Source organism: Kluyvera sp. Awk 3, assembly GCF_028069715.1.
Classification (GTDB): domain Bacteria; phylum Pseudomonadota; class Gammaproteobacteria; order Enterobacterales; family Enterobacteriaceae; genus Kluyvera; species Kluyvera georgiana_A.
Genome location: NZ_JANEWH010000094.1, coordinates 1 through 19,322 on the forward strand (window position 1 = coordinate 1; position 19,322 = coordinate 19,322).

Genomic DNA, 19,322 nt, shown 5'->3' on the forward strand with positions numbered 1-19,322 from the left:
ACATAAAAGGTGCTCTCACCTGGGTAGATATCGGTAATCACCTGTTTAAGCTGCGGAAGCGTCATGTTTTCCTGTTCAGCGTGACGTTCGGTGAGGGTATCCAGGGTTACGGTTGAGGTGGCAAGGACTTCAATCGTGCAGAAGTACCCGTCATCTTCATAGCGCCCGACACGTAAAATATCGCCGGTTTTGAAATGGGATTCTGCCGCATCGCGCAGCGTAATAGTCTTGCGACCGGCAACAATGTCATCCTGAAAGCGCTGAAAAAAAGTGATGTCGTTAGGCTGCATGGTATTATTCCCTTTAGGTTTTCAAATTAACGAGTATCCACCACCGTGAGCATGTTCTCCCACGCCGCTATCGCCAGCCTCAATAATCTTGAGATGATGGTCTATCACTATGTCATCAAAAATCGCGACACGGTAATGTACATGACCATTCGTGAACTGGCCGACGCGGCGGGCGTCTCCACCACCACGGTGATGCGCTTCTGCCGCAAGCTCAACTGCGATGGCTACTCGGAGTTTCGCGTTCGCTTCAAATTATATCTGGAGCAGGAAGAACCGCAGCAGACTAATTTCGGCGCCAGTGAAATTATCAGCTTTTTCAAAAGCGTCAATAATGATGAGTTTGATAAACTGCTCGACCGCGCAGTCGACGTTATTCTCGCCTCTGAGCGTATTATTTTTGTCGGTGCGGGAACTTCGGGGTCATTAGCAAAATATGGCGCCAGGTTCTTTTCTAATATTGGGAAATTCAGCAACCATATCGATGATCCTTATTTTCCGGTCACCAATGATATGGCCAAAAATGCGCTGGCGATCGTTCTCTCCGTCTCTGGCGAAACCGAAGAGATCCTGCGTTTCGCCAGCCAGTTTAGTCTGCACCACTGCAAAGTCATGTCGATCACCAGCCATGAACACTCGCGCCTGGCGAAGCTGGCGGATTTCAATCTCTCCTGGCACGTATCACAAACGCGTATTGCAGGCGTTTACGATATTACGACGCAGATTCCGGTTATCTATATTCTGGAATCCTTAGGCCGCAAACTGGCGAAGAAATTAGCATAAAAATACAGGGTGTTTTTTCGATGTAACATATGCCCTGTGGGGTAATTTGTTATATCGTGACATTTAATATTCCTTTGTTAGACTCAGATTTATTAAGCCTAATCGATGAGCCATAGCAAAGATGAAAAAACTGACCTTACCGAAAGATTTTTTATGGGGTGGCGCAGTTGCCGCGCACCAGGTTGAAGGCGGCTGGAATAAAGGCGGCAAAGGCCCCAGCATCTGTGACGTCCTCACCGGTGGCGCGCACGGCGTACCACGCGAAATTACTCAGGAAGTAGTGCCGGGTAAATACTATCCCAACCACGAAGCCATCGACTTCCACGGCCACTATAAAGAAGACATCAAACTGTTCGCCGAGATGGGCTTCAAATGCTTCCGCACGTCAATTGCGTGGACCCGTATCTTCCCGAACGGCGATGAAAGCCAGCCCAACGAAGAAGGGCTGAAATTCTACGACGATATGTTCGATGAGCTGCTCAAATACAACATTGAGCCGGTGATTACCCTCTCCCACTTTGAAATGCCGCTGCACCTGGTGCAGCAGTACGGCGGCTGGACTAACCGTAAAGTTGTTGATTTCTTTGTGCGTTTCGCGGAAGTGGTGTTTGAACGCTACAAGAGCAAGGTCAAATACTGGATGACCTTCAATGAAATTAACAACCAGCGCAACTGGCGCGCGCCGCTGTTCGGCTACTGCTGCTCCGGCGTGGTCTACACCGAACATGAAAACCCAGAAGAGACCATGTACCAGGTGCTGCACCATCAGTTCGTGGCCAGCGCCCTCGCCGTGAAAGCCGCGCGTCGCATCAACCCGGAGATGAAAGTCGGCTGCATGCTGGCGATGGTGGCGCTCTATCCATTCTCCTGCAAGCCGGAAGATGTGATGTTCGCCCAGGAATCGATGCGTGAACGCTATGTGTTTACCGACGTGCAGCTGCGCGGCTACTACCCGAGCTACGTGCTCAACGAATGGGAACGCCGTGGCTTCAACATCAAGATGGAAGCCGGCGATGAGGCCATTCTGCGTGAAGGCACCTGCGACTACCTCGGCTTTAGCTACTACATGACCAACGCCGTGAAGGCAGAAGGCGGCAGCGGCGATGCCATTTCCGGCTTTGAAGGCAGCGTGCCGAACCCGCACGTAAAAGCCTCCGACTGGGGCTGGCAGATTGACCCGGTCGGCCTGCGCTATTCACTGTGCGAACTGTACGAGCGTTATCAGAAGCCGCTGTTTATCGTGGAAAACGGCTTCGGTGCCTACGATAAAGTGGAAGAAGACGGCAGCATCAACGATGACTACCGTATCGATTATCTGCGCGCGCACGTTGAAGAGATGATGAAAGCGGTAACCTATGACGGCGTCGACCTGATGGGCTACACGCCATGGGGCTGCATCGACTGCGTCTCGTTCACCACCGGGCAGTACAGCAAGCGCTATGGCTTCATCTATGTGAACAAGCACGACGATGGTACGGGCGATATGTCGCGTTCACGTAAGAAGAGTTTTGAGTGGTATAAAGCGGTGATTGCCAGCAACGGCGAGAATCTGTAAACGGTTTTCCCCTCACCCTAACCCTCTCCCCAAGGGGAGAGGGGACCGTTCGTGCAAATGCTGACGTCTGCTTTTCTCCCTCGCCCCTTTGGGGAGAGGGCCGGGGTGAGGGGGGCAAACCGCACTACTTCCCACCTGCCAGCTCAATAAAACTTCCTGTCACGTAAGACGCCTTGTCGCTCAGCAACCAGACAATCGCCTGCGCCACCTCTTCCGGCTGCCCGCCGCGCTGCATCGGCAGAACGGATTTTACCCGGTCAACGCGCCCCGGCTCTCCGCCGTCGGCATGCATTTCGGTATAGATAAAGCCCGGCCTGACGCCGTTCACGCGGATCCCCTGCGCCGCCACTTCAATCGACAGCCCGGTGGTCAGCGTATCAATCGCCCCTTTCGACGCGGCATAGTCGACGTACTCGCCCGGCGATCCAAGCCGCGCGGCAGCCGAGGAGACGTTGACGATCGCTCCGCCCTTCCCGCCGTGCGGTATCGCCATACGCTTTACCGCTTCCCGACAGCACAGGAAATAGCCGGTCACGTTGGTGGTTAACACTCGATTAATCCGCTCTGCGGTTAACGCCTCTACGCGGCTTTGGGTGAACAACACTCCGGCATTATTTACCAACGCCATCAACGGTTCCGGTTGCTTGTCGAGCAGGGCAAACATCGCTTCCACCTGTGCTTCATCGCCAATATCCGCCTGCACCGCAAAGGCGTTACCGCCTGCCGCTGTAATGGCATTGACGACCTCTCCCGCCGCCTGCGCGTTCTGGTGGTAATTCACCGCCACCGTATACCCTTCCTGTGCCAGCAGTAGCGCGGTAGCCCGGCCAATTCCCCGGCTGGCGCCGGTCACTAATGCAAGTGCCATGCATTTCTCCCAAAAAATAAAGGCGCCGTAGCGCCTTTAAAAGATAGTGCAATCAGTTGATTACTGGTATTCGCTCATCGGTACGCAGGAGCAGAACAGGTTACGGTCGCCGTACACGTCATCAAGACGTTTTACGGTCGGCCAGTATTTGTTCGCCATGCCCGCCGGGAAGACGGCCAGCTCGCGGCTATAGCCGTGATTCCACTCGGCCACCAGCTCATTCTGGGTGTGCGGAGAGTTCACCAGCGGGTTATCTTCCAGCGTCCACTCGCCCGCTTTCACACGGTCGATTTCGCTGCGAATCGCCAGCATCGCGTCGATAAAGCGGTCCAGTTCAGCTTTGCCTTCAGATTCCGTCGGCTCAACCATCAGGGTTCCCGCCACCGGGAAGGACATGGTTGGCGCGTGGAAACCGTAGTCGATCAGGCGCTTAGCAATATCCAGCTCACTGATGCCGGTCTCTTCTTTCAGCGGACGAATATCCAGAATACATTCATGCGCCACGTGCCCCTGGCTGCCGGTATACAGCACCGGATAAGCGTCTTTCAGGCGGGTCGCAATGTAGTTGGCGTTGAGGATCGCCACCTGGCTTGCCTGCTTCAGCCCTTCCGCGCCCATCATGCGGATGTACATCCAGCTGATTGGCAGAATCGACGCGCTGCCGAACGGCGCCGCGGACACCGCGCCCTGACGAGTCAGCATGCCTTCAATGTGCACCACGCTGTGGCCCGGCACGAACGGTGCCAGATGCGATTTCACGCCGATAGGCCCCATGCCCGGGCCGCCGCCGCCGTGCGGAATGCAGAAGGTTTTGTGCAGGTTGAGGTGCGAAACGTCCGCGCCGATAAAGCCCGGAGAAGTAATCCCCACCTGAGCGTTCATATTCGCGCCATCGAGGTAAACCTGGCCGCCGAACTGGTGCACGATTTCGCACACTTCACGGATGGTCTCTTCGTACACGCCGTGGGTGGACGGATAGGTAACCATGATGCAGGAAAGATTGTCTGCGTGCTGCTCCGCTTTCGCGCGCAGATCCGCCAGATCGATGTTGCCGTTCTTATCGCAGGCTACCACTACCACCTGCATACCCGCCATCTGTGCAGAAGCCGGGTTAGTACCGTGGGCAGAACTTGGGATCAGGCAGATATCACGATGACCGTCGTTGCGGCTTTCATGATAGTGACGAATCGCCAGCAGGCCCGCGTATTCGCCCTGTGCGCCCGAGTTCGGCTGCATGCACAGCGCGTCGTAGCCGGTCAGTTTCACCAGCCACTCGGAAAGCTGACCGATCATCTGATGATAGCCCTCGGCCTGCTCAACCGGGCAGAACGGGTGCAGTTCGGCAAATTCCGGCCAGGTGATGGGGATCATCTCCGCTGCGGCGTTCAGCTTCATGGTGCAGGAACCCAGCGGGATCATCGCCTGGTTCAGCGCCAGATCTTTACGCTCCAGCGAGTGCATATAGCGCATCATCTCGGTTTCGCTGTGGTAGCGATTAAAGACCGGATGCGCGAGGATCGCATCATCACGCAGCATGCTGCTCTGAATGGAACGGCTGTCGAGCGCCACGTCTTTATCGAGTGTATCGATATCCAGACCATGGTTTTCGCCGAGGATCACGTTAAACAGCGCCAGCACGTCTTCACGGGTGGTGGTTTCGTTCAGGGTCACGCCGACGGCATTAATAATGTCGCTACGCAGGTTAATTTCGGCAGCCTGCGCGCGTGCCAGCACCGCCGCTTTATCCGCCACTTCCACGCACAGGGTATCGAAGAAGTGCGCATGGCGCAGTTTCAGCCCTTTCTGCTGCAGGCCGGTCGCCAGAATATCGGTCAGGCGGTGAATGCGGTTCGCGATGCGTTTCAGGCCAACCGGGCCGTGGAAGACCGCGTACAGGCTGGCAATGTTGGCCAGCAGCACCTGCGAGGTGCAGATGTTGGAGTTGGCTTTCTCGCGGCGAATATGCTGCTCGCGAGTCTGCATCGCCATGCGCAGCGCGGTATTGCCCGCCGCATCTTTCGATACGCCGATAATACGGCCCGGCATGGCGCGTTTGAATTCATCTTTAGCGGCAAAGAATGCCGCGTGCGGGCCACCGTAGCCCATCGGAACGCCGAAGCGTTGGGCAGAGCCGAAGACAATGTCCGCGCCCTGTTTGCCCGGTGCGGTTAACAGCACCAGCGCCATAAAGTCGGCGGCAACGCTCACCACCACTTTGCGGGATTTCAGTTCAGCAATCAGTTTGCTGTAATCATGCACTTCGCCGGTAGTGCCCACCTGCTGCAGCAGCACGCCAAAGACATCCTGGTGTTCCAGCGCTTTGTCGGCATCATCGACGATAACGTCAAAACCAAAGGTTTCCGCACGAGTACGAACTACGTCCAGCGTTTGCGGATGCACGTCAGCCGCGACGAAGAAGCGATTTGCGTTCTTCAGCTTGCTCACGCGCTTGGCCATCGCCATCGCTTCCGCGGCGGCGGTCGCTTCATCCAGCAGGGAAGCGGAAGCCATATCAAGACCGGTCAGATCCAGCGTGACCTGCTGGAAGTTAAGCAGCGCTTCAAGGCGGCCCTGAGACACTTCCGGTTGATACGGAGTATAAGCGGTGTACCAGCCCGGGTTTTCCAGCATATTGCGCAGGATAACCGGCGGCAGCTGCACCGGGGTGTAACCCATGCCAATATACGACTTAAAGCGCTTGTTACGACCCGCAATCGCCTTCAGCTCCGCCAGCGCGGCGAATTCTGTGGTGGCCTCGCCTACCTGCGGCGGCGTGGCAAGCTGGATATCTTTCGGCACGATCTGTTCAATCAGTGCGTTGAGTGAATCCGCGCCAACCGTTTTGAGCATCTCTTGCTGCTGCTGGGCGTCCGGCCCGATGTGACGTTCAATAAACGCGCCACGGTTTTCAAGCTGGCTTAAAGTCTGTGTCATGAGCGATGGTTCCTGAAACGTGCGGTGATTTTAAGATTTCATCTTCCAGAGGAAGAGGTTTGGGGTGACAGTGCGAACATACCCTCACCCCGGCCCTCTCCCTCCGGGAGAGGGGGGAAAACCGTTATTCGTCTTCTAACAGGGCTTCGTATGCGGTCGCGTCCAGCAGTGCGGCGACTTCCGCTTCATCGCTGGCCTTGATCTTGAAGATCCAACCGCCGGCGTACGGTTCGCTGTTTACCAGCTCCGGTGAATCACCCAGCTCTTCGTTAACCGCAACGATTTCGCCGCTGATTGGCGCGTAGATATCGGAAGCCGCTTTCACAGACTCCGCTACCGCGCAGTCGTCGCCCGCGCTGACGGTCGCGCCGACTTCCGGCAGGTCAACAAACACCATGTCGCCCAGTAACTCCTGCGCGTGCTCGGTGATACCCACGGTGTAGCTGCCGTCGGCTTCTTTGCGCAGCCATTCGTGTTCTTTACTGTATTTCAGTTCTGCTGGTACGTTGCTCATCAAAAAATCTCCAGAATAATAATCGGTTACGCCACGGCCTTGCCGTTACGTACAAAAACAGGTTTGGTGACCTTCACCGGCATTTCACGGTTACGGATTTGCACAATCGCCGTCTCGCCAATGCCCTGAGGGACGCGAGCCAGCGCAATACTATGGCCTAAGGTCGGCGAGAAAGTCCCGCTGGTGATCACACCTTCACGCGCATTGCCGTTAGCATCGGTAAAACGTACCGGCAGTTCGCCGCGCAGCACGCCTTTTTCGGTCATCACCAGGCCCACCAATTGTTCGGTGCCTTTCTCACGTTCGATCTCCAGCACGTCGCGACCGATAAAGTTGCGATCGGCCGGTTCCCAGGCGATGGTCCAGCCCATATTGGCCGCCAGCGGAGAGATGCCTTCGTCCATCTCCTGTCCGTACAGGTTCATACCGGCTTCCAGACGCAGCGTATCGCGTGCGCCCAGGCCGCAAGGCTTCACGCCCGCCTGGACCAGCTGCTGCCAGAAATCCGCCGCCTGCGCTTTCGGCAGGGCAATTTCATAGCCCGCTTCGCCGGTATAGCCGGTGGTGGCGATAAAGAAATCGCCCGCCTGCACGCCGAAGAACGGCTTCATGCCTTCTACCGCATGGCGCTGTTCATCGCTAAACAGCGTGCCCGCTTTCGCCTGCGCGTTTGGCCCCTGCACCGCAATCAGCGACAGGTCGTCACGAACGGTGATATCAATGGCATAAGGTTCAGCGTGTTGGGTAATCCAGGAGAGGTCTTTTTCGCGGGTGGCGGAGTTAACGACGAGGCGGAAGAAATCTTCGGTGAGGTAGTAAACGATCAGGTCATCAATCACGCCGCCCGATGCGTTCAACATCCCGCTATAAAGCGCTTTGCCGGGTTTGGTGAGCTTCGCCACGTCGTTGGCCAGCAGATAGCGCAGAAACTCGCGGGTGCGCGGGCCGTGCAAATCGACGATCGTCATATGCGACACATCGAACATCCCGGCGTCGGTACGCACCGCATGGTGCTCATCAATCTGCGACCCATAGTGCAGCGGCATCATCCAGCCGTGGAAATCCACCATACGCGCGCCACATAACACGTGCTGGTCATACAAAGGCGTTTGTTGAGCCATCATGTCCTCGTTGAATATATCGCACCACAAAAACACGCGCCGACGCCCGTCCAGGCACCGACGCAAACGTTCTCTTTTCCCTGAACTTACCACCGAACACCGTGCTAAACCATCAGGAAAAAAGGGACATCACATTAGCTTATGACCAAAAGTCGCCAAAAAGCATACAGAGGAATCGACTGGAAAAAAGCGAATTACACCACATTTAATTAACAATAATGGTTAACAATTCAGCATAAGATAATATTTCCTGCGAAAAACAGGGCGACTTTCCCGTAACATAAAATTTGATGGATTAATAAAACTAATGCGAAAAAATGGGTGAAATTAGAATTTTTCAAATGAGGGGGAAGACTCCCGGTGGAACCACCGGGAGTAAAAGTGTGAGCGACTTAACGAAGCCACTCCGGCAGGTCATTGAGGCCCATCGCCTGACGGATCAACTGTGGTTTTACGCCGGGCAGCGTATCGGCGAGTTTAAGACCAATATCGCGCAGCAGTTTTTTCGCCGGGTTCTCACCGGCAAACAGTTCGCGGAAGCCCTGCATTCCCGCCAGCATCAGCGCGGCGCTGTGTTTGCGGCTGCGTTCGTAGCGACGCAGATAAAAATGTTGGCCGATATCTTTCCCCTGCGCGTGCAGACGTTTCAGCTCTTCAATCAACTCGGCGGCATCCATAAAGCCCAGGTTAACCCCCTGCCCCGCCAACGGATGAATGGTGTGCGCCGCATCGCCAACCAGCGCCAGACGGTGCGCGGCAAACTGACGCGCGTAACGCCCGGTCAGCGGGTAAACCTGCCGCTCGCTCTCCACCCGACACAGGCCAAGACGGTTATCAAAAGCAATATTCAGCGCTTTGTTGAACTCGCTTTCCTCCGCCTGCTGCATCCGCTGCGCCTCTTCCGGCGACAGCGACCAGACGATAGAACACAAATGCGGATCGCTGAGCGGCAGAAAAGCCAGAATGCCGTCGCCGTGGAAACTCTGACGCGCTACCGCCTCGTGCGGCGCATCAGTGCGAACGGTCGCCACCAGCGCGTGATGGCGATAGTCCCAGAAAGTCAGCGGAATATCGGCTTTACTACGCAGCCAGGAGTTGGCGCCATCGGCCCCTACCACCAGACGTGCGGTCAGCATGCCGCCGTCTTTCAGCGTCAGAAACGCTTCGTTTTCGCCCCAGGCGACCTGCTGCAATTCCGCAGGCGCCATCAGGGTGATATCCGCGCTACGCTCGGCTTTCTGCCACAGTGCATGATGAATAACCGCATTTTCGACGATATGCCCCAGATGGCTGTAACCCATGCTGCGATCGTCAAACGCAATGCGGCCAAAACTGTCTTTATCCCACACTTCCATGCCGTGGTAGCGGCTGGCGCGCTGGGCGACAATCGCCTGCCAGACATCCAGCTTTGACAGCAGCTTCTCGCTGCCGGCATTAATGGCGGATACGCGCAGCGCAGGCGGCGCATCGGCGGCCAACGCTTGCGGTAACGATTGTTCCAGCACGGCAACCCGCAGGCCGCTGCCCTGTAAACCGCAGGCCACCGCCAGCCCGACCATACCACCGCCTACGATGGCAACATCAACACTTTGCACATTCACTCCTTACAGCTCTTAACGGGCGACCCAGCCCAGCGTCCGCTGCGCCAGCACATCACGGGCAGGGGTAAATAATTCCATCGCCATCAGCCCCACGTTGCGCCCGACAACCAGCGGGGCCCAACGGTTAGCAAACAGATGCACCAGCCCATCGGTAACGCCGATGGTGGCGGCTTTATCCTCCGCCCGCTGACGCTGGTACTGGCAGAGCAACGCATAGTCGCCGATATCCTGACGCGCGGCATGCGCCTGCGCCAGGTTTTCTGCCAGCGTCATCACATCGCGCAAGCCAAGGTTAAACCCCTGTCCGGCGATAGGATGCAGCGTTTGCGCAGCATTACCTACCAGCGCCAGACGGTGCGAAACCGTACGTGTCGCGGTGGTCAGAGAGAGAGGGTATACGTTTCGCGCGCCGACCTGAGTGATACGACCTAAACGCCAGCCGAACGCACGTTGTAATTCGTCACAGAAACGTGAATCGGACCAGCCGAGCACTTCATCATGGCGTTCCCGCGGATGGCACCACACCAGTGAACAGCGGTTCTGCGACATCGGCAGCATCGCTAGCGGGCCATGTTCGGTAAAGCGTTCAAACGCGCGCCCCTGATGCGGGATAGCGGTAGTGACGTTCGCAATCACCGCCAGCTGGTTATACGGCTCCTGCTGCCAGTGAATTCCGCACCGTTCACCTAGCGTTGATCGCGAGCCATCGGCCGCCACCAGCAGCTTGCCGTGCAGCGTTTCGCCGTTATCCAACGTGACGCTGACGCCGTCAGTCTGCCGCTCAACCTGCGCAACGCGCGATGGGCAGTGTAGCGTCACACCGGGAGCGCGGCGCAGCAGGCCGAACAATCGCTGACCAACGTCGTGGAGTTCAACCACGTTGCCCAGCGCCACCAGACGATAGTCCTGCGCCTCCAGCGTAACAAACCCGGCGTGGCCGCGATCGCTCACGTGAACGGTGGTTATCGGGGTAGCGCAGTCGGCAATCGCCTGCCACAGGTTAATCTTCGTCAGCTGTTGGCAGGTGCCCGCAGCCAGCGCGATCGCCCTGGCATCAAAGCCCGGATGCTGTGCGGCGTCGATATCCGCTGCTTCAACCAGATGCACCGGCAGACGACCCGCCGTCAGCTGCGATACCGCCAGCGCCAGCGTGGCGCCGGTCATCCCGCCGCCGACAATAATCAGGCTCATAGCTGGCGTGCCGCCGCCATCAGCGCCTCAATGTCGTCCGCATTCTTCACGACGCTCGCCGTCAGGTTTTCATTACCGTCTTCGGTAATCAGGATGTCGTCTTCAATACGAACACCGATGCCGCGGTACTCCGCCGGTACGTCCGCGTCCGGCGCAATATACAAGCCCGGTTCAACGGTCAGCACCATGCCTGGCTCCAGTACGCGAGAGCGGTCAGCGCCGTATACGCCCACATCGTGAACGTCCAGCCCCAGCCAGTGGCTCAGGCCATGCATAAAGTACGGGCGGTGCGCGTTATCGGCGATCAACTGATCAATCTCGCCTTTGAGGATCCCCAGACCGTGCAGCCCGGTCACCATGATACGCACCACTTCGCCGGTAACTTCCTGAATGGAAGTGCCCGGACGGTACAGCTCGAGCGCCTTGTACAGCGACGCCAGCACGATGTCGTAAATAGCGCGCTGCGCCGGGGTGAATTTGCCATTTACCGGGAAGGTACGGGTGATGTCACCGGCGTAGCCTTTGTATTCGCAGCCCGCGTCAATCAGCACCAGCTCGCCATCGCGCAGTTCCGATTCATTTTCGGTGTAGTGCAGAATGCAGCCGTTTTCACCGCCGCCGACGATGGTGTTGTAAGACGGGTAGCGCGCGCCGTGGCGAGTAAATTCGTGCAGAATCTCGCCTTCCAGCTGATATTCAAACATCCCAGGACGGCATTTTTCCATGGCGCGAGTATGCGCCAGCGCGCTGATTTCACCGGCGCGGCGCAGGATATCAATCTCTTCGCTGTCCTTGAACAGGCGCATTTCGTGCACCATCGGACGCCAGTCGATCATCGCGTCCGGCGCGGTCAGATTCTGGCGCGAACCTTTGCGCAGTTTATCCAGCGCGGTGAAGACAATCTCATCAGCCCAGGCATATTCCCCCTGCGCGTGATAAATCACGTCGAGGCCGTTCAGCAACTGGAACAACTGCTGGTTGATTTCACTGAATGCCAGCGCGCGGTCAACGCCCAGTTTTTCCGGCGCCGCGTCCTGCCCTAAGCGGCGGCCAAACCAGATTTCCGCCGTCAGGTCGCGAACGCGGTTGAACAGCACGCTGTGATTGTGGGTGTCATCGCTTTTAATCAGCACCAGCAAGGCTTCCGGCTCGTTAAAGCCGGTGAAGTACCAGAAATCGCTGTTCTGGCGATAGGGATACTCAGAATCCGCGCTGCGCGTCACCTCTGGCGCGGCAAAAATCAGCGCCGCGCTGCCTGGCTTCATTTGCGCCAGCAGTGCCTGGCGGCGGCGGAGAAACGCTTGCTGTGTCATGACATCTCCTTTCAATCCCTTCGCGCTGCGACGAGCAGAGCAGGTATTATGTTTAGTGTAAGGTTGGTTTCCGGACTTCCGGTGCCGTCGGCTGCGGATGGGTGAAAGTATCGTGGCACAGCAGCGCCGCTACGCGAACGTATTCGATAATTTCTTCCAGCGACATCTCCAGCTCTTCCTGATCTTCATCTTCTTCATAGCCAAGTTGCGCAATATTTCGAAGATCGTCAATGGCTTCGCCCGCTTCTCCCTTCACTTTATCCAGCTTCGGCTGAACCATCCCCAACCCAAGCAGGAAGTGATTCACCCAGCCGGAGAGCGCATCGGCGCGGTCAAACACGCTGACGTCGTCGCCTTCAGGCAGATAAAGCTGAAAAAGGAAGCCGTCATCTTCCAGTGCGTCGCTGGTGGCCGAATGCATGGAGCGCAGTGATTCAGCAAGCTCGTGGCCAAACGCCAGACCTTCGTTAGTCAGGTCGTGAACCAGCGGCTGCCATGAGCTGTCGTTGTTTCCGCCGCAAAGCAGACCGCTGAGCAGGCCGTGCATTTCCGCAGGCGTCAGGCCTACCCCTTGTTGGTTTAACAGCTGGTTCAGCAGAGTGTAACCAGGCATTTCGTTCTGTATAGACATGCGCATTCGTCATTGTTGGGTGGAATTCATGGTATGCTACCACTTTGGACCCTGGAGATACCAGAAAAGGGCTTGTAAGTTCATACCAGGGTAGCTATAGTGTCGCCCCTTCACATCCTGAGAGTGAAGGACGCGCAGTCAATCAGCAGGAAGGTGGCATGTCTGCACAACCCGTCGATATCCAAATTTTTGGCCGTTCACTGCGAGTGAATTGCCCGCCTGAACAAAGAGATGCTTTGAATCAGGCCGCGGACGATCTGAATCAGCGGTTGCAAGATCTGAAAGAACGCACTAGAGTCACAAATACTGAGCAGCTGGTTTTCATCGCCGCGTTGAACATCAGCTACGAGTTAACTCAGGAAAGGGCGAAAACGCGTGACTATGCTTCAAGCATGGAACAGCGCATTCGGATGCTACAACAGACCATTGAACAGGCATTGCTTGACCAGGGTCGCATATCCGATAAATCAGCACCAAACTTTGAATAACACTTTGCAGTTTACTATGGTAGAGTGACTGTGAAGAAAAAATTTCTCTGAGATGTTCGCAAGCGGGCCAGTCCCCTGAGCCGATATTTCATACCACAAGAATGTGGCGCTCCATGGTTGGTGAGCATGCTCGGTCCGTCCGAGAAGCCTTAAAACTGTGACGACGCATTCACCTTGAACCAAGGGTTCAAGGGTTACAGCCTGCGGCGGCATCTCGGAGATTCCCCTTCTACCTACCCGGTCTTATGACGCACTCATCTGAGCAACAAAACTCCCGACAAAACATTCGCCAGATTATCCGGCAACGTCGTCGTGCGCTCACACTCCAGCAGCAGATTCTCTACGGCGAACAGGCCGCAGATCGCATGATGGCCTGGCCTCCGGTGGTGATGGCAAAAACCGTTGCGCTGTTTTTATCATTTGACGGCGAGCTCGACACCCAGCCCTTAATTGAACAGCTCTGGCGCGCGGGCAAACGCGTATACCTGCCTGTGCTTCACCCGTTCAGCCCCGGCAACCTGCTGTTTCTGCACTACCATCCGCACAGTGAGCTGGTCGTTAACCGCTTGAAAATCCACGAGCCGAGGCTTGATGTGCGTGACGTTCTGCCGCTCGCTAATCTCGACGTGCTGATAACGCCGCTGGTCGCCTTTGATGAACAAGGGCAGCGGTTAGGCATGGGCGGCGGTTTTTATGACCGCACGCTGCAAAACTGGCAGCAGCACGGCATCCAGCCCGTCGGCTACGCCCACGATTGCCAGCAGGTTGACACGCTGCCGGTCGAGCAGTGGGATATCCCTCTTCCCGCGGTGATCACACCGTCAAAAGTCTGGCAGTGGTAGGCCCTTTCAGGCAATTGACAGCGTCGTTTTTTTGACCTACATTCCTCGGTAAAGGGTGAGGGAGGCGAACCTCTCTCCTGCGTTCATACTGTTAATATGCTGGCAGAGCGATGATTAACAGAATCAGCAGTATGATGAAGAGTCTCATCATTGTCCCTTTCCTTTCAGGGCCCCTGCTTCGGTAGGGGCTTTGCCGTTTCAGCCCCCTGCTGAGCCCCCATCGTAAATCCCTTTGGCTAAGACACAATGCGCGGCAATGCCTTTAATCACCGTTTGCGGCGAGGTGCGTAAAGTGAATGTACGCGTTGCAAAAAAGCGAAAAAAAACGGGCAGACCTATGGCCTGCCCGTTTCATCAGTGCGGGAAAATCAGTACAGCAGGCGGGCGCGAACGGTGCCAGGAATCGCCTTCATGCTCTGCAGCGCTTTCTGCGCCACATCCTCTTCGGCTTCAATATCGATAACCACGTAGCCCATCTGCGGCGTGGTTTGCAGATACTGCGCGGCGATGTTAACGCCCTGCTCGGCGAAAATCTGGTTCAGCGCGGTCAGCACGCCAGGACGGTTTTCGTGGATATGCAGCAGACGACGACCACCGTGCAGCGGCAGCGATACTTCCGGGAAGTTCACAGCAGACAGCGTAGAGCCGTTGTCAGAGTACTTAATCAGTTTACCCGCCACTTCCAGGCCGATATTCTCCTGCGCTTCCTGAGTTGAACCGCCGATGTGCGGCGTCAGGATCACGTTGTCGAATTCGCACAGCGGCGAGGTGAACGGGTCGCTGTTGGTCGCCGGCTCGGTTGGGAAGACGTCGATGGCCGCCCCCGCCAGATGCTTACGCGCCAGCGCGTCGCACAGCGCCGGAATGTCCACCACCGTACCACGCGCGGCGTTAATCAACAGCGAACCAGGCTTCATCAGCGCCAGCTCTTCCGCGCCCATCATATTTTTGGTGGAGGCGTTCTCCGGTACGTGCAGACTCACCACATCGCTCATGTTCAACAGGTCGGATAGATGCTGTACCTGAGTCGCGTTACCTAGTGGCAATTTGCTTTCAATATCATAGAAGTAGACATGCATCCCCAGCGATTCCGCCAGAATGCCGAGCTGGGTACCGATGTGGCCGTAGCCGATAATGCCCAGCTTTTTACCACGCGCTTCATAGGAGCCCGCGGCCAGTTTGTTCCACACACCGCGGTGTGCTTTGGCGTTGGCTTCCGGAATGCCACGCAGCAGCAGCAGCAGTTCGCCAATCACCAGCTCAGCAACGGAACGCGTATTGGAGAACGGCGCGTTGAACACCGGTACGCCGCGTTTAGCCGCGGCTTTCAGATCCACCTGGTTGGTGCCGATGCAGAAGCAGCCTACGGCAACCAGTTTCTCAGCAACAGCGAAGATCTCTTCCGTCAGTTGAGTACGGGAACGCAGGCCGATGAAGTGGGCATCACGGGCAGACTCTTTCAGCTGTTCGCTATCCAGCGCACCCTTGTGAAATTCGATATTGGTGTAACCTGCTGCGCGAAGGCTATCCAGCGCCTTCTGGTGTACGCCTTCAACCAGCAGAAATTTAATTTTGTCTTTTTCCAGTGATACCTTAGCCATTTCCCCGTCCCGTCTTTGTTTTACTGATGTTGTGGTGAACGAAAGTTCACCTAAGCAACATATCAAAAAAAATTATTGCGGCAATATGAACGTTTGCGTCGGCAACATGAGGAAGCCTCACGCAGAGGGAAATGCCAGCATAAAATGCTAAACGGGAAGATAAATGTGGGATGTTAATCAGGCGGAAGATTGAAATGTGACACAAGTCACCAAATTCAGCCTCAATAAAAAAAACAGGGGAATTTGTCATTCCCCTGAGTCAGATCATTTAGTAATGGTTTTCACGCCGTCGGCGGTACCAATCAACGCGACGTCGGCGCCGCGGTTGGCGAACAGGCCCACGGTCACAACGCCAGGGATGCCGTTGATCGCATTTTCCAGCGCGATGGCATCGAGAATCTCCAGGCCATGCACGTCGAGGATCACGTTGCCGTTATCGGTCACCACGCCCTGACGATATTCTGGACGACCGCCAAGCTTCACCAGCTCGCGCGCCACGGCGCTGCGCGCCATCGGGATCACTTCTACCGGCAGCGGGAATTGGCCCAGGATATCCACCTGCTTGGAGGCATCGGCGATGCAGATAAACTTATCGGCCACCGAGGCGATGATTTTCTCACGCGTCAGCGCCGCGCCGCCGCCTTTAATCATCTGCATGTGACCGTTAATTTCATCCGCACCGTCCACGTAGATGCCCAGACGGTCAACTTCGTTCAGGTCGAAAACGGTGATGCCGAGGCTTTTCAGCTTCTCGGTTGAGGCATCAGAGCTTGAGACCGCGCCCTCGATTTGTCCTTTCATCGTGCCCAGCGCATCAATAAAGTGCGCCGCGGTAGAGCCCGTGCCTACGCCGACAATCGTACCCGGCTGTACGTATTGAAGGGCCGCCCAGCCTACTGCTTTTTTCAGTTCATCCTGCGTCATGATCGTTATCGCCTGTGGTGTCATCAACTGCCGCGCATTATAGAACAGAACCCCGGCATAATTCGACCCATGGACCAGGCGAATAAAAGATGTAACTCGTGAAGAACTTCACAGTAAATGGCAAATTAATTTCGTCTGTATCCAGGGTAAATTTATGTCATAGTGCTTGATAACACCTACAGGGGAGTATTTCAGAGCAATGAAACGTCCGGACTACAGAACACTACAGGCGCTGGATGCCGTTATCAGGGAACGTGGGTTTGAGCGCGCCGCGCAGAAACTGTGCATCACTCAGTCCGCCGTTTCTCAGCGCATTAAGCAGCTTGAGAATATGTTCGGGCAGCCGCTGCTGGTTCGCACCGTCCCACCGCGCCCAACGGAACAAGGACAAAAGCTGCTGGCGTTGCTGCGTCAGGTTGAGCTGCTGGAAGAAGAGTGGCTGGGTGACGAGCAAACCGGCTCCACGCCGCTGCTGCTGTCGCTGGCGGTCAACGCCGACAGTCTGGCAACCTGGCTGCTGCCTGCCCTCGCAGACGTGCTGGCAAACTCCCCTATTCGCCTGAACCTTCAGGTTGAGGACGAAACGCGTACCCAGGAACGTCTGCGTCGCGGTGAAGTGGTTGGCGCGGTGAGTATTCAGCCGCAGGCGCTGCCAAGTTGCCTGGTCGATCAGCTCGGTGCGCTGGACTATCTGTTTGTCGGCTCCAAAGCGTTCGCCGAGCGCTACTTCCCGAACGGCGTAACTCGCTCTGCGCTGCTGAAAGCGCCAGCCGTGGCCTTTGACCATCTGGACGATATGCATCAGGCGTTTTTACAGCAAAACTTTGACCTGCCGCCGGGCAGCGTGCCGTGCCATATCGTTAATTCATCGGAAGCCTTCGTACAGCTGGCTCGTCAAGGCACCACCTGCTGCATGATTCCACATCTGCAAATCGAGAAAGAGTTAGCCAACGGTGAGCTTATCGACCTTACGCCAGGACTGTTCCAGCGCCGGATGCTGTACTGGCACCGCTTTGCGCCGGAAAGCCGTATGATGCGCAAAGTCACCGATGCGCTGTTGGCTTATGGGCATAAAGTGTTGCGTCAGGACTAAAGCAAAGAAAAACCCCTCGCGTCGCGAGGGGTTGGCAGGATTACTTCGCAGCGGCTGGTGCCGGAACGGCTGCTGGTGCCGCAGCCTGTTCTGGCTGCAACTGGAAGACGACATCCACCTGGTCATCAAACTGAATAGTCGGCTGCTCGTAAGTTTCCTGGGCGGAAACCGGCGCGGCATCGGCCTTCATCATGCGAACCATCGGGCTTGGCTGGTAGTTAGAGACGTGGTAACGCACGCTGTAAACCGGCCCCAGTTTGCTGTGGAAGCCTGCAGCGAGAGATTGCGCCTGATGAATAGCATCATCAATTGCCGCTTTACGCGCTTTGTCTTTGTAAGCATCCGGTTTCGCCACACCCAGCGATACAGAACGAATCTCGTTTAACCCAGCTTTTAACGCGCCATCCAGCAGCGAGTTCAGCTTATCCAATTGGCGCAGCGTTACTTCGACGGTGCGCACCGCGCGGTACCCCTTCAGTACGCTTTTGCCATTCTGGTAATCATAGTCTGGCTGGGTACGCAGGTTGGCGGAGCTGATATCGTTTTTCGCCACGCCGTTTTGCTCAAGGAAAGAGAGGTATTGCGCAACGCGCTGATCGGCCTGTTTCTTGGCGCTCGCCGCATCTTTCGCGGCAATATTCACTTCGATGGCCAGCGTCGCGATATCCGGCACCGCCGCTACGCTCGCCGTCCCCGACGTCACAATATGCGGGCCATCAGGCAACTCGTTTGCCTGTACGGACATTGCGCTAAACCCGATTGCTGCGGCCAAAGCCATCACTTTAAACTTCACTGTTGTATCTCCTTGGTTATCACCCGACAACGGGGGTCTTGCCTGCAAGCTTAGCCGCTGCCAGGAGAAAGTCCATCAGATGAGGCCTAGTTAAGAAGCGCGTGCAGATGCCCAACGCCTTCTTTCGCCAGCTGAAAAGCGATAAACCACATTACGATGCCTACCACGAGGTTAATAATGCGCTGCGCTTTCGCCGTGCGCAAACGCGGCGCCAGCCAGGCCGCCAGCAGCGCAAGCGCGAAGAACCAGAGGAATGAGGCGCTGATGGTCCCCAGCGCAAACCAGCGCTTCGGCACCGCATCCAACTGGCCGCCTAAGCTGCCCAGCACCACAAAGGTGTCGAGATAAACGTGCGGGTTGAGCCACGTGACCGCCAGCATCGTGGCGATAATTTTCCAGCGCCCCTGCTTCATCACCTCGGCGGTCGCCAGTTCAATATTGCTCCCCATCGCGGTTTTCAGCGCCCCGAAGCCATACCACAGCAGAAACGCCACGCCGCCCCAGGTGACCAGGGCCAGCAGCCACGGCGAAGACATCAACAGCGCGCTGCCGCCGAAGACACCTGCGCAGATAAGCAGCAGATCGCTCACCGCGCAGAGAAGCGCAATCATCAGATGGTACTGGCGACGAATGCCCTGATTCATCACGAACGCATTCTGTGGCCCGAGCGGAAGTATCATGGCCGCGCCAAGTACAAGACCTTGAAAATAATAAGATATCACGATAGTTTTCTTTATGTTGTTCAGGAATGGCGCTGACTATAACGCGATAAAATTATTAGAG

Annotated in this window: 18 protein-coding genes and 1 other RNA gene; 6 read left to right on the top strand and 13 right to left on the bottom strand. The window is 56.3% G+C overall.

The window, feature by feature from the left end; translation table 11 throughout:
* Positions 1 to 290: N(4)-acetylcytidine aminohydrolase (yqfB, locus tag NNN71_RS17480; protein WP_271459001.1), on the bottom strand; the 290-nt coding region annotated here is incomplete at its 3' end.
* Positions 291 to 341: 51 nt separating this feature from the next.
* Here yqfB and NNN71_RS17485 point away from each other — a divergent pair.
* Positions 342 to 1,070, top strand: a complete 729-nt coding sequence (locus tag NNN71_RS17485) for a MurR/RpiR family transcriptional regulator (protein WP_065355987.1) — start codon at positions 342 to 344, stop codon at positions 1,068 to 1,070.
* Between the two features lie 121 nt (positions 1,071 to 1,191).
* A complete protein-coding gene (gene bglA, locus NNN71_RS17490) occupies positions 1,192 to 2,625 on the top strand; it encodes a 6-phospho-beta-glucosidase BglA (protein ID WP_271459002.1) in 1,434 nt (477 codons plus the stop codon).
* A 124-nt stretch (positions 2,626 to 2,749) separates the two neighbouring features.
* On the opposite strand, the gene NNN71_RS17495 is transcribed toward bglA, so the two are convergent.
* The 8 genes from NNN71_RS17495 to NNN71_RS17530 all read right to left on the bottom strand — a co-directional run bounded on the left by NNN71_RS17495 (position 2,750) and on the right by NNN71_RS17530 (position 12,798).
* A complete protein-coding gene (locus tag NNN71_RS17495) occupies positions 2,750 to 3,493 on the bottom strand; it encodes an SDR family oxidoreductase (RefSeq protein ID WP_271459003.1) in 744 nt (247 codons plus the stop codon).
* A 60-nt stretch (positions 3,494 to 3,553) separates the two neighbouring features.
* A complete protein-coding gene (gene gcvP / locus NNN71_RS17500) occupies positions 3,554 to 6,427 on the bottom strand; it encodes an aminomethyl-transferring glycine dehydrogenase (protein ID WP_163446054.1) in 2,874 nt (957 codons plus the stop codon).
* A gap of 124 nt (positions 6,428 to 6,551) precedes the next feature.
* On the bottom strand, positions 6,552 to 6,941 hold the full coding sequence (gcvH, locus tag NNN71_RS17505) for a glycine cleavage system protein GcvH (RefSeq protein ID WP_064542751.1): 390 nt from the start codon (positions 6,939 to 6,941) through the stop codon (positions 6,552 to 6,554).
* A 26-nt stretch (positions 6,942 to 6,967) separates the two neighbouring features.
* Positions 6,968 to 8,062: a glycine cleavage system aminomethyltransferase GcvT gene (gene gcvT, locus NNN71_RS17510; RefSeq protein WP_163446053.1), complete on the bottom strand. Its 1,095-nt coding sequence runs from the start codon at positions 8,060 to 8,062 to the stop codon at positions 6,968 to 6,970.
* A 392-nt stretch (positions 8,063 to 8,454) separates the two neighbouring features.
* Positions 8,455 to 9,657, bottom strand: a complete 1,203-nt coding sequence (gene ubiI, locus NNN71_RS17515) for an FAD-dependent 2-octaprenylphenol hydroxylase (RefSeq protein ID WP_167575057.1) — start codon at positions 9,655 to 9,657, stop codon at positions 8,455 to 8,457.
* An 18-nt stretch (positions 9,658 to 9,675) separates the two neighbouring features.
* A complete protein-coding gene (gene ubiH / locus NNN71_RS17520; protein ID WP_271459004.1) occupies positions 9,676 to 10,854 on the bottom strand; it encodes a 2-octaprenyl-6-methoxyphenyl hydroxylase in 1,179 nt (392 codons plus the stop codon).
* Positions 10,851 to 12,167, bottom strand: a complete 1,317-nt coding sequence (pepP, locus tag NNN71_RS17525; RefSeq protein WP_167575055.1) for a Xaa-Pro aminopeptidase — start codon at positions 12,165 to 12,167, stop codon at positions 10,851 to 10,853. The genes ubiH and pepP overlap by 4 nt, the downstream gene beginning before the upstream one ends.
* Positions 12,168 to 12,219: 52 nt before the next feature.
* A complete protein-coding gene (locus tag NNN71_RS17530; RefSeq protein WP_163446049.1) occupies positions 12,220 to 12,798 on the bottom strand; it encodes a YecA/YgfB family protein in 579 nt (192 codons plus the stop codon).
* Positions 12,799 to 12,956: 158 nt separating this feature from the next.
* Here NNN71_RS17530 and zapA point away from each other — a divergent pair, with 158 nt between their 5' ends.
* The 3 genes from zapA to NNN71_RS17545 all read left to right on the top strand — a co-directional run bounded on the left by zapA (position 12,957) and on the right by NNN71_RS17545 (position 14,128).
* A complete protein-coding gene (gene zapA, locus NNN71_RS17535) occupies positions 12,957 to 13,286 on the top strand; it encodes a cell division protein ZapA (protein ID WP_064542733.1) in 330 nt (109 codons plus the stop codon).
* 41 nt (positions 13,287 to 13,327) lie between these two features.
* Positions 13,328 to 13,511, top strand: a non-coding RNA gene (ssrS, locus tag NNN71_RS17540) — 6S RNA.
* Between the two features lie 20 nt (positions 13,512 to 13,531).
* On the top strand, positions 13,532 to 14,128 hold the full coding sequence (locus tag NNN71_RS17545) for a 5-formyltetrahydrofolate cyclo-ligase (protein ID WP_163446048.1): 597 nt from the start codon (positions 13,532 to 13,534) through the stop codon (positions 14,126 to 14,128).
* Between the two features lie 368 nt (positions 14,129 to 14,496).
* Here the strand turns inward: NNN71_RS17545 and serA are convergent, their stop codons facing one another.
* Both serA and rpiA read right to left on the bottom strand, forming a co-directional pair.
* On the bottom strand, positions 14,497 to 15,729 hold the full coding sequence (gene serA, locus NNN71_RS17550) for a phosphoglycerate dehydrogenase (protein ID WP_064542727.1): 1,233 nt from the start codon (positions 15,727 to 15,729) through the stop codon (positions 14,497 to 14,499).
* Positions 15,730 to 15,993: 264 nt separating this feature from the next.
* Entirely contained in the window at positions 15,994 to 16,653 is a 660-nt protein-coding gene (gene rpiA / locus NNN71_RS17555) for a ribose-5-phosphate isomerase RpiA (protein ID WP_223803873.1), read from the bottom strand.
* Positions 16,654 to 16,852: 199 nt separating this feature from the next.
* Here rpiA and argP point away from each other — a divergent pair, with 199 nt between their 5' ends.
* Positions 16,853 to 17,746, top strand: coding sequence for a DNA-binding transcriptional regulator ArgP (gene argP / locus NNN71_RS17560; RefSeq protein ID WP_163446046.1), 894 nt, complete (start codon positions 16,853 to 16,855; stop codon positions 17,744 to 17,746).
* Positions 17,747 to 17,786: 40 nt separating this feature from the next.
* Here argP and NNN71_RS17565 read toward each other — a convergent pair whose 3' ends face one another.
* Entirely contained in the window at positions 17,787 to 18,539 is a 753-nt protein-coding gene (locus NNN71_RS17565; RefSeq protein ID WP_163446045.1) for an oxidative stress defense protein, read from the bottom strand.
* 86 nt (positions 18,540 to 18,625) lie between these two features.
* Complete coding sequence (gene argO, locus NNN71_RS17570) at positions 18,626 to 19,261, bottom strand: arginine exporter ArgO (RefSeq protein ID WP_163446044.1); 636 nt, start codon at positions 19,259 to 19,261, stop codon at positions 18,626 to 18,628.
* Positions 19,262 to 19,322: the final 61 nt, after the last annotated feature.